Below are 19486 nucleotides of genomic sequence, written 5' to 3' on the forward strand. Positions count from 1 at the left end.
ATACGACGTTTCCAAACGTTATGCTTTTTTAAGGATAAGCCCTCGACCGATTAGTATCTGTCAGCTCCACGTGTCGCCACGCTTCCACACCAGACCTATCAACCTCATCATCTCTAAGGGGTCTTACTCACTTGACGTGATGGGAAATCTCATCTTGAGGGGGGCTTCATGCTTAGATGCTTTCAGCACTTATCCCGTCCACACGTAGCTACCCAGCTATGCCCCTGGCGGAACAACTGGTACACCAGCGGTGTGTCCATCCCGGTCCTCTCGTACTAAGGACAGCTCCTCTCAAATTTCCTGCGCCCGCGACGGATAGGGACCGAACTGTCTCACGACGTTCTGAACCCAGCTCGCGTACCGCTTTAATGGGCGAACAGCCCAACCCTTGGGACCTACTTCAGCCCCAGGATGCGATGAGCCGACATCGAGGTGCCAAACCTCCCCGTCGATGTGGACTCTTGGGGGAGATAAGCCTGTTATCCCCAGGGTAGCTTTTATCCGTTGAGCGATGGCCCTTCCATGCGGAACCACCGGATCACTAAGCCCGACTTTCGTCCCTGCTCGACTTGTAGGTCTCGCAGTCAAGCTCCCTTGTGCCTTTACACTCTGCGAATGATTTCCAACCATTCTGAGGGAACCTTTGGGCGCCTCCGTTACTGTTTAGGAGGCGACCGCCCCAGTCAAACTGCCCACCTGACACTGTCTCTGAACCGGATCACGGTTCTAGGTTAGAATTTCAATACAGCCAGGGTAGTATCCCACCGACGCCTCCACCGAAGCTGGCGCTCCGGCTTCTCAGGCTCCTACCTATCCTGTACAAGCTGTACCAAAATCCAATATCAAGTTGCAGTAAAGCTCCATGGGGTCTTTCCGTCCTGTCGCGGGTAACCTGCATCTTCACAGGTACTATAATTTCACCGGGTCTCTCGTTGAGACAGTATCCAAGTCGTTACACCTTTCGTGCGGGTCGGAACTTACCCGACAAGGAATTTCGCTACCTTAGGACCGTTATAGTTACGGCCGCCGTTTACTGGGGCTTCAATTCAGAGCTTCTCCTAAAAGGATAACCCCTCCTCTTAACCTTCCAGCACCGGGCAGGTGTCAGCCCCTATACTTCACCTTGCGGTTTCGCAGAGACCTGTGTTTTTGCTAAACAGTCGCTTGGATCTATTCACTGCGGCTCTCTCGGGCGATAAACCCTATCAGAGCACCCCTTCTCCCGAAGTTACGGGGTCATTTTGCCGAGTTCCTTAACGAGAGTTCTCCCGATCATCTTAGGATTCTCTCCTCGCCTACCTGTGTCGGTTTGCGGTACGGGCACATCTTTCCTCACTAGAGGCTTTTCTTGGCAGTGTAGGATCAGGGACTTCGGTACTAAATTTCCCTCGCCATCACAGCTCAGCCTTCACGTTGGACGGATTTGCCTATCCAACAGCCTAACTGCTTAGACGCACTATTCCATCAGTGCGCTCACCCTACCTTACTGCGTCCCCCCATCGTTCAAACGGAAAGGAAGTGGTACAGGAATATCAACCTGTTATCCATCGCCTACGCTTTTCAGCCTCGGCTTAGGCCCCGACTAACCCTGAGCGGACGAGCCTTCCTCAGGAAACCTTAGGCTTTCGATGGACAAGATTCTCACTTGTCTTTCGCTACTCATACCGGCATTCTCACTTCAAAGCGCTCCACCAGTCCTTCCGGTCTGACTTCGCTGCACTTCGAACGCTCCCCTACCCCTGTACCATACGGTACAAGCCATAGCTTCGGTGATACGTTTAGCCCCGTTACATTTTCGGCGCAGAGTCACTCGACCAGTGAGCTATTACGCACTCTTTAAATGGTGGCTGCTTCTAAGCCAACATCCTGGTTGTCTGGGCAACTCCACATCCTTTGCCACTTAACGTATACTTTGGGACCTTAGCTGATGGTCTGGGCTGTTTCCCTTTTGACTACGGATCTTATCACTCGCAGTCTGACTCCCGCGGATAATTCTCTGGCATTCGGAGTTTGACTGAATTCGGTAACCCTGTGGGGGCCCCTAGTCCAATCAGTGCTCTACCTCCAGGAATCTTGCCGCGAGGCTAGCCCTAAAGCTATTTCGGGGAGAACCAGCTATCTCCGTGTTCGATTGGCATTTCACCCCTACCCACACCTCATCCCCGCACTTTTCAACGTGCGTGGGTTCGGGCCTCCATTCAGTGTTACCTGAACTTCACCCTGGACATGGGTAGATCACACGGTTTCGGGTCTACGACCACGTACTATGTCGCCCTATTCAGACTCGCTTTCGCTGCGGCTCCGTCTATTCAACTTAACCTTGCACGGGATCGTAACTCGCCGGTTCATTCTACAAAAGGCACGCCGTCACCCGTTAATGGGCTCCGACTACTTGTAGGCACACGGTTTCAGGATCTATTTCACTCCCCTTCCGGGGTGCTTTTCACCTTTCCCTCACGGTACTGGTTCACTATCGGTCACTAGGGAGTATTTAGCCTTGGGAGATGGTCCTCCCGGATTCCGACGGGGTTTCACGTGTCCCGCCGTACTCAGGATCCACTCTGGAGGGAACGAAGTTTCAGCTACAGGGCTGTTACCTTCTTCGGCTGGCCTTTCCAGACCACTTCACCTACCTCGTTCCTTTGTAACTCCGTATAGAGTGTCCTACAACCCCAGAGGGCAAGCCCTCTGGTTTGGGCTGATTCCGTTTCGCTCGCCGCTACTCAGGAAATCGCATTTGCTTTCTCTTCCTCCGGGTACTTAGATGTTTCAGTTCCCCGGGTCTGCCTTCTCATACCCTATGTATTCAGATATGGATACCATCCCATTACGGATGGTGGGTTCCCCCATTCGGAAATCCCCGGATCAATGCTTACTTACAGCTCCCCGAGGCATATCGGTGTTCGTCCCGTCCTTCTTCGGCTCCTAGTGCCAAGGCATCCACCGTGCGCCCTTTCTAGCTTAACCTTATATTGATGTTTGATAAGCATCGAATCTCTTCGTTGACTTCGTCTTTCCGGTGCTCATGTATCGAAACACACTCCGCTCCTTCAAGACTTTGTCGCCTCGATCTTCTCGCTTCTGAAACATCAAACAGTTCTTGCTTGGCGCAGATAAATAATATATATCTGCCTTGCATATTGTTTGGATGTCGATATCTAGTTTTCAAAGAACATAAAACCATTAAAAAAGGCATCATCGTAAGATGTGCAATGGTGGAGCTTAGCGGGATCGAACCGCTGACCTCCTGCGTGCAAGGCAGGCGCTCTCCCAGCTGAGCTAAAGCCCCAAATGTTTGGGTTTTATAAAAATGGTGGGCCTAAATGGACTCGAACCATCGACCTCACGCTTATCAGGCGTGCGCTCTAACCAGCTGAGCTATAGGCCCATAAAGGAATGTTGAAGTTCCTTCAAAACTGAACAAAAGAAGAATAGGCGTACTTACGAAACAGACTAGCTGTCTCATAATCTCCATAGAAAGGAGGTGATCCAGCCGCACCTTCCGATACGGCTACCTTGTTACGACTTCACCCCAATCATCTGTCCCACCTTCGGCGGCTGGCTCCCAAAAGGGTTACCCCACCGACTTCGGGTGTTACAAACTCTCGTGGTGTGACGGGCGGTGTGTACAAGGCCCGGGAACGTATTCACCGCGGCATGCTGATCCGCGATTACTAGCAATTCCGGCTTCATGTAGGCGAGTTGCAGCCTACAATCCGAACTGAGAGTGGCTTTTTGGGATTGGCTTGGCCTCGCGGCTTCGCAACCCTTTGTACCACCCATTGTAGCACGTGTGTAGCCCAGGTCATAAGGGGCATGATGATTTGACGTCATCCCCACCTTCCTCCGGTTTGTCACCGGCAGTCACCTTAGAGTGCCCAACTGAATGCTGGCAACTAAGGTCAAGGGTTGCGCTCGTTGCGGGACTTAACCCAACATCTCACGACACGAGCTGACGACAACCATGCACCACCTGTCACTCTGTCCCCCGAAGGGGAAAGCTCTATCTCTAGAGTGGTCAGAGGATGTCAAGACCTGGTAAGGTTCTTCGCGTTGCTTCGAATTAAACCACATGCTCCACTGCTTGTGCGGGCCCCCGTCAATTCCTTTGAGTTTCAACCTTGCGGTCGTACTCCCCAGGCGGAGTGCTTAATGTGTTAACTTCAGCACTGAGGGTGGAACCCCCCAACACCTAGCACTCATCGTTTACGGCGTGGACTACCAGGGTATCTAATCCTGTTTGCTCCCCACGCTTTCGCGCCTCAGCGTCAGTTACAGGCCAAAAAGCCGCCTTCGCCACTGGTGTTCCTCCACATCTCTACGCATTTCACCGCTACACGTGGAATTCCACTTTTCTCTCCTGCACTCAAGTCTCCCAGTTTCCAATGACCCTCCACGGTTGAGCCGTGGGCTTTCACATCAGACTTAAGAGACCGCCTGCGCGCGCTTTACGCCCAATAATTCCGGATAACGCTTGCCACCTACGTATTACCGCGGCTGCTGGCACGTAGTTAGCCGTGGCTTTCTGGTTAGGTACCGTCAAGGTACGAGCAGTTACTCTCGTACTTGTTCTTCTCTAACAACAGAGCTTTACGACCCGAAGGCCTTCATCGCTCACGCGGCGTTGCTCGGTCAGGCTTTCGCCCATTGCCGAAGATTCCCTACTGCTGCCTCCCGTAGGAGTCTGGGCCGTGTCTCAGTCCCAGTGTGGCCGATCACCCTCTCAGGTCGGCTACGCATCGTCGCCTTGGTGAGCCGTTACCTCACCAACTAGCTAATGCGCCGCGGGCTCATCTGTAAGTGTCAGCCGAAACCGACTTTCAAAAAGAAGAAATGCTTCTTCTCTTGTTATCCGGTATTAGCCCCGGTTTCCCGGAGTTATCCCCGTCTTACAGGCAGATTACCCACGTGTTACTCACCCGTCCGCCGCTAAATCAGAGGAGCAAGCTCCTCTTCATTCGCTCGACTTGCATGTATTAGGCACGCCGCCAGCGTTCATCCTGAGCCAGGATCAAACTCTCCATAAAAGTGTTTGTCTTGCTCGTTTTTAAAACTGACGGAATTAATTCTTAATTCCTTACCTATTTCTTTTGTTCAGTTTTCAAAGAACTTTTAAGCATTAAAAAAGAAAATGTCAGAAACATTTTCTGAAAATGGTGGAGCTTAGCGGGATCGAACCGCTGACCTCCTGCGTGCAAGGCAGGCGCTCTCCCAGCTGAGCTAAAGCCCCAAATAACTTATACAGTTATAATGGTCGGGAAGACAGGATTTGAACCTGCGACCCCCTGGTCCCAAACCAGGTGCTCTACCAAGCTGAGCCACTTCCCGTAAAACATGGCGCGCCCTGAGAGATTCGAACTCCCGACCTTTTGATTCGTAGTCAAACACTCTATCCAGCTGAGCTAAGGGCGCATGTATGTGGTGCCGAGGACCGGAATCGAACCGGTACGGTAGTCACCTACCGCAGGATTTTAAGTCCTGTGCGTCTGCCAGTTCCGCCACCCCGGCACATACATAAATAAATCTGGAGCGGAAGACGGGATTCGAACCCGCGACCCCAACCTTGGCAAGGTTGTATTCTACCACTGAACTACTTCCGCGTATATTTAATTTTAAAAAGGAAATTGGTGCGGGTGAAGGGACTCGAACCCCCACGTCAAAGACACTAGATCCTAAGTCTAGCGCGTCTGCCAATTCCGCCACACCCGCGTTAAAAATGGTGAGCCATGAAGGATTCGAACCTTCGACCCTCTGATTAAAAGTCAGATGCTCTACCAACTGAGCTAATGGCTCTTGCAAAATGGTGCCGGCTAGAGGACTTGAACCCCCAACCTACTGATTACAAGTCAGTTGCTCTACCAATTGAGCTAAACCGGCAAGTAAGTAAATGGTGGAGGATGACGGGTTCGAACCGCCGACCCCCTGCTTGTAAGGCAGGTGCTCTCCCAGCTGAGCTAATCCTCCATATAAAATTATCTAGCCTAGCGATGTCCTACTCTAACAGGGGGAGACCCCCAACTACCATCGGCGCTGAAGAGCTTAACTTCCGTGTTCGGTATGGGAACGGGTGTGACCTCTTCGCCATCATCACTAGACCAGAAAGCGAGTTTTTTATCTCGACAAGATAAAATTATACTCTATAAATTTGATTAATGCAAGAGATTTTTTATTGATTTTTGATCAATATGTATGTTCTCTCAAAACTAGATACGACGTTTCCAAACGTTATGCTTTTTTTAAGGATAAGCCCTCGACCGATTAGTATCTGTCAGCTCCACGTGTCGCCACGCTTCCACACCAGACCTATCAACCTCATCATCTCTAAGGGGTCTTACTCACTTGACGTGATGGGAAATCTCATCTTGAGGGGGGCTTCATGCTTAGATGCTTTCAGCACTTATCCCGTCCACACGTAGCTACCCAGCTATGCCCCTGGCGGAACAACTGGTACACCAGCGGTGTGTCCATCCCGGTCCTCTCGTACTAAGGACAGCTCCTCTCAAATTTCCTGCGCCCGCGACGGATAGGGACCGAACTGTCTCACGACGTTCTGAACCCAGCTCGCGTACCGCTTTAATGGGCGAACAGCCCAACCCTTGGGACCTACTTCAGCCCCAGGATGCGATGAGCCGACATCGAGGTGCCAAACCTCCCCGTCGATGTGGACTCTTGGGGGAGATAAGCCTGTTATCCCCAGGGTAGCTTTTATCCGTTGAGCGATGGCCCTTCCATGCGGAACCACCGGATCACTAAGCCCGACTTTCGTCCCTGCTCGACTTGTAGGTCTCGCAGTCAAGCTCCCTTGTGCCTTTACACTCTGCGAATGATTTCCAACCATTCTGAGGGAACCTTTGGGCGCCTCCGTTACTGTTTAGGAGGCGACCGCCCCAGTCAAACTGCCCACCTGACACTGTCTCTGAACCGGATCACGGTTCTAGGTTAGAATTTCAATACAGCCAGGGTAGTATCCCACCGACGCCTCCACCGAAGCTGGCGCTCCGGCTTCTCAGGCTCCTACCTATCCTGTACAAGCTGTACCAAAATCCAATATCAAGTTGCAGTAAAGCTCCATGGGGTCTTTCCGTCCTGTCGCGGGTAACCTGCATCTTCACAGGTACTATAATTTCACCGGGTCTCTCGTTGAGACAGTATCCAAGTCGTTACACCTTTCGTGCGGGTCGGAACTTACCCGACAAGGAATTTCGCTACCTTAGGACCGTTATAGTTACGGCCGCCGTTTACTGGGGCTTCAATTCAGAGCTTCTCCTAAAAGGATAACCCCTCCTCTTAACCTTCCAGCACCGGGCAGGTGTCAGCCCCTATACTTCACCTTGCGGTTTCGCAGAGACCTGTGTTTTTGCTAAACAGTCGCTTGGATCTATTCACTGCGGCTCTCTCGGGCGATAAACCCTATCAGAGCACCCCTTCTCCCGAAGTTACGGGGTCATTTTGCCGAGTTCCTTAACGAGAGTTCTCCCGATCATCTTAGGATTCTCTCCTCGCCTACCTGTGTCGGTTTGCGGTACGGGCACATCTTTCCTCACTAGAGGCTTTTCTTGGCAGTGTAGGATCAGGGACTTCGGTACTAAATTTCCCTCGCCATCACAGCTCAGCCTTCACGTTGGACGGATTTGCCTATCCAACAGCCTAACTGCTTAGACGCACTATTCCATCAGTGCGCTCACCCTACCTTACTGCGTCCCCCCATCGTTCAAACGGAAAGGAAGTGGTACAGGAATATCAACCTGTTATCCATCGCCTACGCTTTTCAGCCTCGGCTTAGGCCCCGACTAACCCTGAGCGGACGAGCCTTCCTCAGGAAACCTTAGGCTTTCGATGGACAAGATTCTCACTTGTCTTTCGCTACTCATACCGGCATTCTCACTTCAAAGCGCTCCACCAGTCCTTCCGGTCTGACTTCGCTGCACTTCGAACGCTCCCCTACCCCTGTACCATACGGTACAAGCCATAGCTTCGGTGATACGTTTAGCCCCGTTACATTTTCGGCGCAGAGTCACTCGACCAGTGAGCTATTACGCACTCTTTAAATGGTGGCTGCTTCTAAGCCAACATCCTGGTTGTCTGGGCAACTCCACATCCTTTGCCACTTAACGTATACTTTGGGACCTTAGCTGATGGTCTGGGCTGTTTCCCTTTTGACTACGGATCTTATCACTCGCAGTCTGACTCCCGCGGATAATTCTCTGGCATTCGGAGTTTGACTGAATTCGGTAACCCTGTGGGGGCCCCTAGTCCAATCAGTGCTCTACCTCCAGGAATCTTGCCGCGAGGCTAGCCCTAAAGCTATTTCGGGGAGAACCAGCTATCTCCGTGTTCGATTGGCATTTCACCCCTACCCACACCTCATCCCCGCACTTTTCAACGTGCGTGGGTTCGGGCCTCCATTCAGTGTTACCTGAACTTCACCCTGGACATGGGTAGATCACACGGTTTCGGGTCTACGACCACGTACTATGTCGCCCTATTCAGACTCGCTTTCGCTGCGGCTCCGTCTATTCAACTTAACCTTGCACGGGATCGTAACTCGCCGGTTCATTCTACAAAAGGCACGCCGTCACCCGTTAATGGGCTCCGACTACTTGTAGGCACACGGTTTCAGGATCTATTTCACTCCCCTTCCGGGGTGCTTTTCACCTTTCCCTCACGGTACTGGTTCACTATCGGTCACTAGGGAGTATTTAGCCTTGGGAGATGGTCCTCCCGGATTCCGACGGGGTTTCACGTGTCCCGCCGTACTCAGGATCCACTCTGGAGGGAACGAAGTTTCAGCTACAGGGCTGTTACCTTCTTCGGCTGGCCTTTCCAGACCACTTCACCTACCTCGTTCCTTTGTAACTCCGTATAGAGTGTCCTACAACCCCAGAGGGCAAGCCCTCTGGTTTGGGCTGATTCCGTTTCGCTCGCCGCTACTCAGGAAATCGCATTTGCTTTCTCTTCCTCCGGGTACTTAGATGTTTCAGTTCCCCGGGTCTGCCTTCTCATACCCTATGTATTCAGATATGGATACCATCCCATTACGGATGGTGGGTTCCCCCATTCGGAAATCCCCGGATCAATGCTTACTTACAGCTCCCCGAGGCATATCGGTGTTCGTCCCGTCCTTCTTCGGCTCCTAGTGCCAAGGCATCCACCGTGCGCCCTTTCTAGCTTAACCTTATATTGATGTTTGATAAGCATCGAATCTCTTCGTTGACTTCGTCTTTCCGGTGCTCATGTATCGAAACACACTCCGCTCCTTCAAGACTTTGTCGCCTCGATCTTCTCGCTTCTGAAACATCAAACAGTTCTTGCTTGGCGCAGATAAATAATATATATCTGCCTTGCATATTGTTTGGATGTCGATATCTAGTTTTCAAAGAACATAGTTAAAATAACCTTTCCGATCTTGTAAGAACGAAAAAATGTTATTTAGTTGAGAGTTTTGAGTTCTCTCAAAACTGAACAAAAGAAGAATAGGCGTACTTACGAAACAGACTAGCTGTCTCATAATCTCCATAGAAAGGAGGTGATCCAGCCGCACCTTCCGATACGGCTACCTTGTTACGACTTCACCCCAATCATCTGTCCCACCTTCGGCGGCTGGCTCCCAAGAGGGTTACCCCACCGACTTCGGGTGTTACAAACTCTCGTGGTGTGACGGGCGGTGTGTACAAGGCCCGGGAACGTATTCACCGCGGCATGCTGATCCGCGATTACTAGCAATTCCGGCTTCATGTAGGCGAGTTGCAGCCTACAATCCGAACTGAGAGTGGCTTTTTGGGATTGGCTTGGCCTCGCGGCTTCGCAACCCTTTGTACCACCCATTGTAGCACGTGTGTAGCCCAGGTCATAAGGGGCATGATGATTTGACGTCATCCCCACCTTCCTCCGGTTTGTCACCGGCAGTCACCTTAGAGTGCCCAACTGAATGCTGGCAACTAAGGTCAAGGGTTGCGCTCGTTGCGGGACTTAACCCAACATCTCACGACACGAGCTGACGACAACCATGCACCACCTGTCACTCTGTCCCCCGAAGGGGAAAGCTCTATCTCTAGAGTGGTCAGAGGATGTCAAGACCTGGTAAGGTTCTTCGCGTTGCTTCGAATTAAACCACATGCTCCACTGCTTGTGCGGGCCCCCGTCAATTCCTTTGAGTTTCAACCTTGCGGTCGTACTCCCCAGGCGGAGTGCTTAATGTGTTAACTTCAGCACTGAGGGTGGAACCCCCCAACACCTAGCACTCATCGTTTACGGCGTGGACTACCAGGGTATCTAATCCTGTTTGCTCCCCACGCTTTCGCGCCTCAGCGTCAGTTACAGGCCAAAAAGCCGCCTTCGCCACTGGTGTTCCTCCACATCTCTACGCATTTCACCGCTACACGTGGAATTCCACTTTTCTCTCCTGCACTCAAGTCTCCCAGTTTCCAATGACCCTCCACGGTTGAGCCGTGGGCTTTCACATCAGACTTAAGAGACCGCCTGCGCGCGCTTTACGCCCAATAATTCCGGATAACGCTTGCCACCTACGTATTACCGCGGCTGCTGGCACGTAGTTAGCCGTGGCTTTCTGGTTAGGTACCGTCAAGGTACGAGCAGTTACTCTCGTACTTGTTCTTCTCTAACAACAGAGCTTTACGACCCGAAGGCCTTCATCGCTCACGCGGCGTTGCTCGGTCAGGCTTTCGCCCATTGCCGAAGATTCCCTACTGCTGCCTCCCGTAGGAGTCTGGGCCGTGTCTCAGTCCCAGTGTGGCCGATCACCCTCTCAGGTCGGCTACGCATCGTCGCCTTGGTGAGCCGTTACCTCACCAACTAGCTAATGCGCCGCGGGCTCATCTGTAAGTGTCAGCCGAAACCGACTTTCAAAAAGAAGAAATGCTTCCTCTCTTGTTATCCGGTATTAGCCCCGGTTTCCCGGAGTTATCCCCGTCTTACAGGCAGATTACCCACGTGTTACTCACCCGTCCGCCGCTAAATCAGAGGAGCAAGCTCCTCTTCATTCGCTCGACTTGCATGTATTAGGCACGCCGCCAGCGTTCATCCTGAGCCAGGATCAAACTCTCCATAAAAGTGTTTGTCTTGCTCGATTTTAAAACTGACGGAATTAATTTAATTCCTTACCTATTTCTTTTGTTCAGTTTTCAAAGAACTTGTTTTTCAATGCCGCTCGTTTTGGCGACTTTATTAGGTTACCATGCCTAAACCCTTGTTGTCAACAGCTTTTTTTAAAACTTTTATTTGTTTTGTTTAGCCATTTTCACAATCAAGTATTTCTTGCGACGAAGAATAATATACCACCATTTTCGTTCTTGTACAATAGTTTTTACTAAAAAACATTTACTTTTATTTACCCCGTTATAACCTCTTTCAACCTTCCACAAGATAAGGTGAAAATAATAGTTCTATAATACAAGATATAGGTGAAAGGGTTGTTTGTTTATCCACACCTTAATTATCATGCTCCGATCCCAGATTTATCATTCTTCATTAAAAAACAAAAACCAGCACGAAGGCTGGTTTTTAAAATCATCTTATTTATCAGAATGACGCATTTGCGGGAACAATAATACATCACGGATAGACGGTGAATTCGTCAATAACATAACAAGTCGGTCAATACCGATTCCAAGACCGCCCGTTGGAGGCATTCCATATTCTAGTGCTTCCACGAAATCTTCATCCATCATATGTGCTTCATCATTACCTTCAGCACGCTCTTTAAGTTGTTCTTCAAAACGCTCACGCTGATCTATAGGATCATTAAGTTCAGAGAAAGCATTCGCGTGTTCACGGCCAACAATGAAAAGTTCAAAACGATCTGTAAAACGCGGATCTTCTGGATTCTTTTTAGCCAATGGAGAAATCGCCACTGGATGACCATATACGAATGTAGGCTGTATTAGTTTTTCTTCAACAAAATGTTCAAAGAATTCATTTACTACATGTCCATAAGACATTGTATTTTTTACAGGTACATTATACTTTTTAGCAAGTTCGCGAGCTTCTTCATCTGACATTTTCGGCCAGAAGTCTACTCCCGCTGCCTCTTTAATCGCATCTACCATGTGAACTCTTTTCCATCTAGGATTAAGATCCACTTCATAATCACCATATTTTACTGTAGTTGAACCAAGTACATCTTGTGCGATATGTGCGATCAGATTTTCAGTCAGTTCCATAATATCAAGATAATCAGCATACGCTTCATACAATTCAATCATGGTAAATTCCGGATTATGACGAGTAGATACTCCCTCATTACGGAATACGCGTCCGATTTCATATACTTTTTCAAGTCCGCCTACGATTAGACGCTTTAAGTGAAGCTCGATAGCGATACGCATATAAAGCTCCATGTCTAATGTATTATGATGAGTGATGAAAGGTCGGGCAGAAGCTCCACCTGGAATTGAATGCATTGTTGGCGTTTCAACTTCCAAGTAACCATGGTCATCTAGGTAGCGACGCATTGAACGGATAATTTTAGAACGTGAAATAAACGTATCTCTTACTTCCGGGTTCATGATTAAATCAACATAACGCTGTCTGTAACGTTGTTCAACGTCTTTTAAACCATGAAACTTATCAGGGAGCGGACGTAAAGATTTTGTAAGCAACTGAAAATCTTTAGCTTTAATAGAAAGTTCTCCTACTTTTGTCTTAAATACAGTTCCTGTTACTCCAACCCAGTCTCCGATATCAATAGAATCAAACAATTCGTATTGTTCTTCCCCTACTGCATCTGTTCTTACGTAAATTTGGATTTTGCCAGTAAGATCTTGAATGTGAGCAAATCCCGCTTTACCTTTACCGCGCTTTGTCATGATACGGCCGGCAATTGTTACTTCAAGCTCAAGGCTGTCTACTTCTTCTTTTTCTTTTTCTCCGTATTCGGAAATAAGTTCTGAAGCTGTGTGGGTACGGTTAAACTTTGTCCCAAACGGATCCATCCCTTTTTCTGTTAGAGCAGTTAACTTTTCGCGCCGCACCCGCAGCAAATCATTTAATTCTACTTCTTGACTCATGGGAACACTCCTAGCTTTAGCAGTTTTGAATATCTATAATGGTATAAATTAATTCGCTGCCCATAGGCACCTGAATACTGAAAGATGTATTTATGGTTTTTCCAATGGCAGCTTTGGCAATCGGGGAATGTACCGATATTTTATTTTCACGCGGATCCGCTTCAAATGGATGTACAATCATATATGTATATCGCTCATGAAAAACGGTTTCCTCTATTGTAATTGTTGAACCGGGTTGTACAAAGTACCCGGATTCTTTTACAACAGGCCAAGTTAAGGATCGTGATAACAGACTATCAATTTCGTTCATTCTGCTGGTAATGAAATCTTTATCTGGCGAATTCCGAAATTCTCTCTTGCGCTTAGACAATTCTTTCAGTTCATTTTCTAGCTTCCTGATGCCTTCTTGTGTGAGTTTTAGCATATGCATATGCTATTCCCCCTGTAATTTTAATAAAAGAAAACATAGGCTGCTGCTGCTATCTCATATTTTAAGCAAACAACAGCCAGTCATCTGATGATCTGGCTGTATGTCACTATTGTCAGCTAACTATCTTTTGCTGGTTTTCTTCCAATTGATCCACGTAACCGAACAATAGCTTGCTCATATCGTCACGTGTCGTCATTAAGTTGATCTCGTTACGGACAGAACCTGTTTTCGGCAGGCCTTTTAAATACCAAGCTGCATGTTTTCTCATTTCTCTAACCGCTACATCTTCACCTTTAAGTTCGATCAAGCGATCCATGTGCAGTATGCAGATATTCATTTTTTCACGAGCATTTGGTTCTGGTACAATTTCACCGTTTTGAAGGTATTGAACAGTTCGGTAAAGCATCCATGGATTACCTAGAGCAGCTCTTCCGATCATTACACCATCGACTCCATATTTCTCAAGACGTTCTTTAGCTTCTTGAGGCGTTGAAATGTCACCATTACCGATTACAGGAATGGAAACATTCTTCTTTACTTCACCAATGATGTCCCAGTCAGCTGTACCTTCATACATTTGAACACGAGTACGTCCATGAACCGCTACTGCAGCTCCGCCGGCACGTTCAACGGCTTGTGCATTTTTCACCGCATAGATGTGATCTTCGTCCCATCCTACTCGCATTTTTACCGTTACTGGCTTTTGAACTGCATCAACCGTTGCAGCCACCATTTCATATATCTTATCAGGATCTAAAAGCCATTTAGCTCCAGCATCACACTTCGTGATTTTCGGAACCGGACATCCCATATTAATATCTATAATATCTGCGTTTGTATGATTATCAACGTATTTGGCTGCAGCAACTAGAGATTCGCGCTCTCCGCCAAATATCTGCAGACTTAATGGTTTCTCTCGTTCGTCAACATAAAGCATTTTTAGAGATTTTTCATTTTCATACAGGATACCTTTATCACTAACCATCTCTGCACAAACAAGACCTGCTCCAAATTCTTTAGCGATCAAACGGAAAGCTGGATTACAAACACCCGCCATTGGTGCAAGCACAACAGGATTTTTCAACGTAATATCGCCAATTTTCAACGTACATATCACCTCGTTTCCATTCATGTTTTTATCTATACTTCTTACTGTAGCTCTTCAACTTTAATACTGAACTGATCCGCTATTTTATGAAGCAGATCTACCTTAGGCTTTCGGCTGCCTCTTTCCACCTCGCCAAGCACGGATACTGATATCCCAATATCTTTAGCAAGCTGTTCTTGTGTATAGCCTTTTAACTTTCGGAACGCGCGTATGCGTCTTCCCAGTCGATCTTCTTCCATATGCGTACACCTTCTTTATCTCTTTGTTCGCAAAGGACTTGATGCAAAGAAATTGATTCCCCGGGATAAATATCATCTGGAGCAATTTCACTTAGAGGTATGAGAACAAATGCCCTTTCCAGCATACGTGGATGTGGAATTTCTAACACTTCCGTTTGTATACTTACACCATTATACAATAAAATGTCAAGGTCTATTGTTCGAGGACCCCATTTCCGGATCCTTTTTCTTTCCAAATTCTCTTCCACCTCATGCAGTTTACTCAAAAGGGCCCGTGGAGAAAGATTGGTTTTCAGTTTTATAGCTAAATTTAAAAACAAAGGCTGATCTGTAACACCTACTGGATCGGTTTCATAAATAGATGAGATTTTCTCTATCGCAATATCAGGACAATCTGCCAATGATCGAATGGCTTTTTTGAGTAAGTCCTCTCTCTCACCCATATTTGAACCAACTGATAAATAAGCTGTTTCCATTTCTGTTATCAACCTCTGCCTCTTGTAATTTCAACCGCAACCGAATCATAATGACCTGGGATTGGAGGATCAGGCTTGATTACTTTAACTGTTGTTTTGTCTATGGAAGTGAATTTACCGAGCAATGAAGCTGCAATCGATTCGGCTAAAGACTCAAGGAGCTTTACTGAACTGCCTTCGATGATTTCTTTTACAGCGTCATAAACCTCTTTGTAGTTTACGGTAGCATCCAAATCATCCGACAGCCCTGCTTTTGAAAGATCGAGAAGCAGCGTCACATCGACATTAAACCGCTGACCTAGTTTTTGTTCTTCCGGAAAAACACCATGGTACCCATAAAACTTCATACCGTTCACATAAATTTTATCCATGGATTTCAGCACCTTTCCCGAGCATAATATCCATCATCTTAGCCATCCGGCTCATTTCTTTAACATCATGGACACGAACAATCGAACATCCTCTTTCTATTCCGAGACAAACGGTAGCACCTGTTCCTTCCACACGTTCTTCAACCGGCAGATCCAGAGCTTTTCCGATCATTGATTTACGTGAGGTTCCTAGTAAAACAGGATAGCCCATATTTGCAACTTCATTCAGTTTTCTCATCGTTTCAAGATTTTGATCAAACGTTTTTACAAATCCGATACCGGGATCTAATATGATGTTCTCAGGTTTAACCCCAGCTTTTACTGTCATTGCGATGCTAAGCTCCAAGTCAGCGATTAAATCAGACATGAATTCTTGGTAGTTCGTATCAAAGCGGTTATGCATCAAAATAACAGGCACTTCTGATTCAGCCATAACTTTCGGCATATCGGGATCTTTTTTCGCGCCCCATACGTCATTGATGATGTGAGCACCCGCTTTAACAGCTTCTAATGCAGTTTGGGCTTTGTACGTGTCAATAGAAAGCGGTATATCTACTTCTTTCCTTAAAGCTTCAATGACAGGAATAACTCTTTCCAGCTCATCTTCTGCTGTAACGAAAGATGCACCAGGTCTCGTAGATTCACCGCCAATATCAATAATATCCGCTCCGTCACTGATCATCTTTTTCGCATGGACGATGGCTTGTTCAATTCGATTATGATGACCACCATCGGAAAAAGAGTCAGGTGTCACGTTTAAAATGCCCATAATATACGTCTTTTTTGAAAAGTCGAGTATATACTCTCCGCATTTCAGCTTAGACTGCTTCATCATCAATTCATGCATGTTTCTATCTACCCTTTCACCTATACTCAAATCTGAGTCCGTTTTTCTTTCGTGTGCAGACGGTATAAGTTTTGAAATTTTTGAAGGGTACGCCCTTCATTCCCGGCATATTCTTTATCTTCAAAGCGGCGAACCGGCACAAGTTCCTGAATCGAATTCGTGAGAAATACTTCTTCGGAACGTTTAAGCTCATTTATAGTATAGTTCCCCGTTTTGACCGGAATGTTCAGCAATTCTGAAGTGTGCAGCATCCATTTTCTCGTGATGCCTTCTAAAATGCCTGTTGATACACAAGGCGTGAACAGTTCTCCTTCATTGACCCAGAACAAATTCGAAACCGTTCCTTCGCTGATGTATCCTTCTTTCGTTAAAAAGAAACCTTCTTGGGTCAGAGGATTTGTCAGTTCTCTTTTGCCCAAAATACTATTTAGATAGTGATGTGATTTTATTCGTTTTTCCCCTTCAGGCGTATTGCGGACCGTCTTTAGCTTTACTAGTTCTTTTTCTGACGGCTTACTTGATAGGGCTAACGGTTTTGTAAAAAGAATAACGGTGGGCTCTTCATAAGGATCAGTCTGCAGCCCAATATCACCTGCCCCCGCTGAAACGTTTAAACGAAAGTAAGCGTCCTTTAATTTATTCTTATTTAACAGCATAGTGACCATCTCTGTTACATCTGCTGTACTGATTTTTATTGAAATATTCAATTCTTCCAAAGCTTCATGTAGCCGGCTGATATGCTCATCAATTAAAAACGGAAAGCCATCGTATGTCCTGAATGTCTCAAAGGCCCCGAGTCCATACATAAACCCATGATCAAAAGGAGAGATACGTGCCTCTTCCCTCGATACGATTTGCCCGTCTAAATAGATGAACATGTTTTTTTGCCTTTATAAAAAGTAATGAAATTCTTCAATAATTTCTTGCCGTCTTCCGTTAAGATTGACTCTGGGTGATATTGTACCCCTTCTATCGGAAGTTCTTTGTGGCGGATTCCCATAATTTCTCCTTCTTCTGTCCAAGAAGAAATTTCAAAGCAATCCGGAAGTGTTTCTCTTTTAACAATTAATGAATGATAGCGAGTTGCTGTAAACCCATTATTAAGTCCTTCATAAACGGTTTTCCCATCATGGAGAACCGGCGATGTCTTGCCGTGCATCAATCGGTCTGCGCGAACAACATCTCCTCCAAAAACTTGTGCAATTGCTTGATGACCAAGACAAACACCAAAGATAGGAAGTTTACCGGCAAAATGCTGAATCGCATGTAAACTAATACCCGCTTCATCCGGTGAACAGGGTCCTGGAGATATCATTAAAAATTCAGGATTCAGTTTTTCGATATCCTCAATCGTAATCTCATCATTTCGCTTTACGACTAGCTCCTCACCCATCTCACCCAAATACTGAACGAGGTTGTACGTAAAAGAATCATAGTTATCAATCATCAATATCATCTCGTCTCATCTCCTCTCATGCTGTGTTTAAACCAATATGGATCCGTGCTCACTCTGCTCTTTAGCACGCCACAGCGCCTCTGCTTTTTTTAAAGACTCTTTGTATTCATTCTCCGGTACGGAATCAATTACAATACCCGCACCAGCTTGAACGTGTGCAGTACCATTTTGACATACCATCGTCCGAATTGCGATATTCATTTCCGTATCACCATTAAATCCGATCCAGCCGATGCTTCCTGTGTAAACACCTCTTCTGACCGGTTCAAGCTCTTCGATAATTTCCATCGTTCTCACTTTGGGAGCTCCTGTTATTGTTCCTCCCGGGAATGTAGCTTTTATGCAATCAAACGCATCACATTCAGGTTTAAGCTTGCCGACAACGTTCGAAACGATATGCATCACGTGCGAATATCTTTCAATCACCATAAATTCATCAACATTCACACTGCCATAAACAGCCACTTTCCCGAGATCATTTCTTTCTAAATCAACGAGCATAACATGTTCCGCTCGTTCTTTTTCGTTCTCGATCAATGTATTTGCAAGCTTCAGATCTTCCTCTTCTGTTCTTCCGCGAGGACGTGTTCCAGCGATCGGTCGCGTACTGATCACATCCCCTTTTTTCTTAACAAGCAATTCAGGAGATGCACTCACGAGCTGAAAATTAGAGGTTTGCAAATATCCCATGTAAGGAGAAGGGTTGATTCTTCTTAATTCTTCATAAATATGAAAAGGTGCCGTCTGCAAAGCCTTTGATTGACGAACAGAAAGATTCACCTGAAACACATCACCATCTGATATATAAGACTGAATCCTTTTTACAGCATTTACAAAAACATCCTCTGTCATGGATACGTGTGTAAAGTCATCGTTATCGTGATATGTTTTTTCTTCCGCCTCATTAAGTTTCAGCGAACATGGCGCTTGCCACATTTCTTTAAAAGCACGAAGTTTGTCCGAACTGTAGGAGTCTTCTCTTTCCTCACTTAAAACAATTATCCACATTTTACTTGTTTCATGATCATATACAAAAAGATCTTTAAACAGCAAAAAATATAAATCAGGCAAACCTAAATCATCATTCGCTGAGTTTTTCAGTTTTTCAAACTCACGTGTAAGATCATAACTAAGATAACCGATAGCTCCACCTGTGAAATCGGGAAGATCCTTTATTTGTTCAATCTGAAATTTTTGAAACCATTCTTTAAAAAGTGTATAAACAGAACCTTTTTGCGTAACTGTCCCACTTTCGGTGTTAATTGAAAGTACATTTTCTTTTCCGGTTACCTCAGCAAAAGGTGTAAGTCCAATAATGCTATACTTTCCAGTCCTGCCGCTCTCCAATAAAACGTGCCTGGGTTCAGTTGCTGATAATGCTTTATATTTTTGAAACCAATCTTCTTTAGAAAGGGAAACACTCGTGTGCTGCACATACCATTTTCTATCCATCCCCATAATCGGTCACTCTCCCAAAAATCATCTTCTTACATTGTACATGAGCTGTTTTTAGTTTTACACAGCCAACTTGTAA

At 46.6% G+C, this 19486-nt stretch carries 10 protein-coding genes, 11 tRNA genes and 5 rRNA genes; all 26 read right to left on the reverse strand.

The annotated features are described in order from the left end of the window. Nucleotides 1-30: 30 nt before the first annotated feature. Nucleotides 31-2967 (reverse strand): 23S ribosomal RNA (locus RGB74_RS19520). A 246-nt stretch (nucleotides 2968-3213) separates the two neighbouring features. Next, nucleotides 3214-3289: transfer RNA gene (locus tag RGB74_RS19525), tRNA-Ala, on the reverse strand. Nucleotides 3290-3311: 22 nt separating this feature from the next. Beyond that, nucleotides 3312-3388, reverse strand: a tRNA-Ile gene (locus RGB74_RS19530). Between the two features lie 89 nt (nucleotides 3389-3477). Continuing rightward, nucleotides 3478-5027, reverse strand: a 16S ribosomal RNA gene (locus tag RGB74_RS19535). 127 nt (nucleotides 5028-5154) lie between these two features. Continuing rightward, nucleotides 5155-5230 (reverse strand) — tRNA-Ala (locus RGB74_RS19540). Nucleotides 5231-5251: 21 nt separating this feature from the next. Continuing rightward, nucleotides 5252-5328 (reverse strand) — tRNA-Pro (locus RGB74_RS19545). A 7-nt stretch (nucleotides 5329-5335) separates the two neighbouring features. Further along, nucleotides 5336-5412 (reverse strand) — tRNA-Arg (locus RGB74_RS19550). Nucleotides 5413-5419: 7 nt separating this feature from the next. Further along, a tRNA-Leu gene (locus tag RGB74_RS19555) sits at nucleotides 5420-5508 on the reverse strand. Between the two features lie 17 nt (nucleotides 5509-5525). Further along, nucleotides 5526-5600, reverse strand: a tRNA-Gly gene (locus tag RGB74_RS19560). 25 nt (nucleotides 5601-5625) lie between these two features. Beyond that, a tRNA-Leu gene (locus RGB74_RS19565) sits at nucleotides 5626-5709 on the reverse strand. Between the two features lie 8 nt (nucleotides 5710-5717). Further along, nucleotides 5718-5793 (reverse strand) — tRNA-Lys (locus tag RGB74_RS19570). 8 nt (nucleotides 5794-5801) lie between these two features. Continuing rightward, a tRNA-Thr gene (locus RGB74_RS19575) sits at nucleotides 5802-5877 on the reverse strand. Between the two features lie 11 nt (nucleotides 5878-5888). After that, a tRNA-Val gene (locus RGB74_RS19580) sits at nucleotides 5889-5964 on the reverse strand. 15 nt (nucleotides 5965-5979) lie between these two features. After that, nucleotides 5980-6095 (reverse strand): 5S ribosomal RNA (gene rrf / locus RGB74_RS19585). Nucleotides 6096-6238: 143 nt separating this feature from the next. Beyond that, a 23S ribosomal RNA gene (locus tag RGB74_RS19590) occupies nucleotides 6239-9175 on the reverse strand. Nucleotides 9176-9519: 344 nt separating this feature from the next. Then, nucleotides 9520-11069 (reverse strand): 16S ribosomal RNA (locus RGB74_RS19595). The 16S, 23S and 5S rRNA genes sit together here with 11 tRNA genes alongside, the layout of an rRNA operon. 462 nt (nucleotides 11070-11531) lie before the next feature. Beyond that, nucleotides 11532-13025 carry a lysine--tRNA ligase gene (lysS, locus tag RGB74_RS19600; protein ID WP_310760874.1) on the reverse strand — a complete coding sequence of 498 codons (1494 nt, stop codon included), beginning with the start codon at nucleotides 13023-13025 and terminating at the stop codon, nucleotides 11532-11534. Nucleotides 13026-13041: 16 nt separating this feature from the next. Beyond that, nucleotides 13042-13455: a GreA/GreB family elongation factor gene (locus RGB74_RS19605; protein ID WP_310760875.1), complete on the reverse strand. Its 414-nt coding sequence runs from the start codon at nucleotides 13453-13455 to the stop codon at nucleotides 13042-13044. Between the two features lie 112 nt (nucleotides 13456-13567). Next, the gene (dusB, locus tag RGB74_RS19610) at nucleotides 13568-14560 is read right to left on the reverse strand and encodes a tRNA dihydrouridine synthase DusB (RefSeq protein WP_310760876.1); all 993 of its coding nucleotides are present in this window, start codon (nucleotides 14558-14560) and stop codon (nucleotides 13568-13570) included. A gap of 44 nt (nucleotides 14561-14604) precedes the next feature. After that, the gene (locus RGB74_RS19615; RefSeq protein WP_310760877.1) at nucleotides 14605-14802 is read right to left on the reverse strand and encodes a helix-turn-helix domain-containing protein; all 198 of its coding nucleotides are present in this window, start codon (nucleotides 14800-14802) and stop codon (nucleotides 14605-14607) included. Continuing rightward, nucleotides 14754-15278: a 2-amino-4-hydroxy-6-hydroxymethyldihydropteridine diphosphokinase gene (gene folK, locus RGB74_RS19620; protein WP_310762933.1), complete on the reverse strand. Its 525-nt coding sequence runs from the start codon at nucleotides 15276-15278 to the stop codon at nucleotides 14754-14756. The genes RGB74_RS19615 and folK overlap by 49 nt, the downstream gene beginning before the upstream one ends. Nucleotides 15279-15286: 8 nt before the next feature. After that, nucleotides 15287-15649, reverse strand: a complete 363-nt coding sequence (gene folB / locus RGB74_RS19625; protein WP_310760878.1) for a dihydroneopterin aldolase — start codon at nucleotides 15647-15649, stop codon at nucleotides 15287-15289. Continuing rightward, complete coding sequence (gene folP / locus RGB74_RS19630) at nucleotides 15642-16496, reverse strand: dihydropteroate synthase (protein ID WP_310760879.1); 855 nt, start codon at nucleotides 16494-16496, stop codon at nucleotides 15642-15644. Before folP ends, folB begins: the two co-directional genes overlap by 8 nt. A 26-nt stretch (nucleotides 16497-16522) precedes the next feature. After that, nucleotides 16523-17374 (reverse strand): aminodeoxychorismate lyase, encoded by an 852-nt coding sequence (gene pabC / locus RGB74_RS19635; RefSeq protein WP_310760880.1) that lies wholly within the window; start codon nucleotides 17372-17374, stop codon nucleotides 16523-16525. Continuing rightward, nucleotides 17359-17952: an aminodeoxychorismate/anthranilate synthase component II gene (pabA, locus tag RGB74_RS19640; RefSeq protein WP_310760881.1), complete on the reverse strand. Its 594-nt coding sequence runs from the start codon at nucleotides 17950-17952 to the stop codon at nucleotides 17359-17361. Before pabA ends, pabC begins: the two co-directional genes overlap by 16 nt. Nucleotides 17953-17979: 27 nt before the next feature. Further along, nucleotides 17980-19404 carry an anthranilate synthase component I family protein gene (locus RGB74_RS19645; RefSeq protein ID WP_310762934.1) on the reverse strand — a complete coding sequence of 475 codons (1425 nt, stop codon included), beginning with the start codon at nucleotides 19402-19404 and terminating at the stop codon, nucleotides 17980-17982. Nucleotides 19405-19486 lie beyond the last annotated feature (82 nt).

The organism is Bacillus sp. NEB1478 (assembly GCF_031582965.1).
Classification (GTDB): domain Bacteria; phylum Bacillota; class Bacilli; order Bacillales; family Fictibacillaceae; genus Fictibacillus.

Bases quoted from the DNA above. Each gene is read 5' to 3' on its own strand.
- lysS (WP_310760874.1), bottom strand. From the start codon at position 13,025: ATGAGTCAAGAAGTAGAATTAAATGATTTGCTGCGGGTGCGGCGCGAA.
- RGB74_RS19605 (WP_310760875.1), bottom strand. From the start codon at position 13,455: ATGCATATGCTAAAACTCACACAAGAAGGCATCAGGAAGCTAGAAAAT.
- RGB74_RS19615 (WP_310760877.1), bottom strand. From the start codon at position 14,802: ATGGAAGAAGATCGACTGGGAAGACGCATACGCGCGTTCCGAAAGTTA.
- folK (WP_310762933.1), bottom strand. From the start codon at position 15,278: ATGGAAACAGCTTATTTATCAGTTGGTTCAAATATGGGTGAGAGAGAG.
- folB (WP_310760878.1), bottom strand. From the start codon at position 15,649: ATGGATAAAATTTATGTGAACGGTATGAAGTTTTATGGGTACCATGGT.
- folP (WP_310760879.1), bottom strand. From the start codon at position 16,496: ATGCATGAATTGATGATGAAGCAGTCTAAGCTGAAATGCGGAGAGTAT.
- pabC (WP_310760880.1), bottom strand. From the start codon at position 17,374: ATGTTCATCTATTTAGACGGGCAAATCGTATCGAGGGAAGAGGCACGT.
- pabA (WP_310760881.1), bottom strand. From the start codon at position 17,952: ATGATATTGATGATTGATAACTATGATTCTTTTACGTACAACCTCGTT.
- RGB74_RS19645 (WP_310762934.1), bottom strand. From the start codon at position 19,404: ATGGATAGAAAATGGTATGTGCAGCACACGAGTGTTTCCCTTTCTAAA.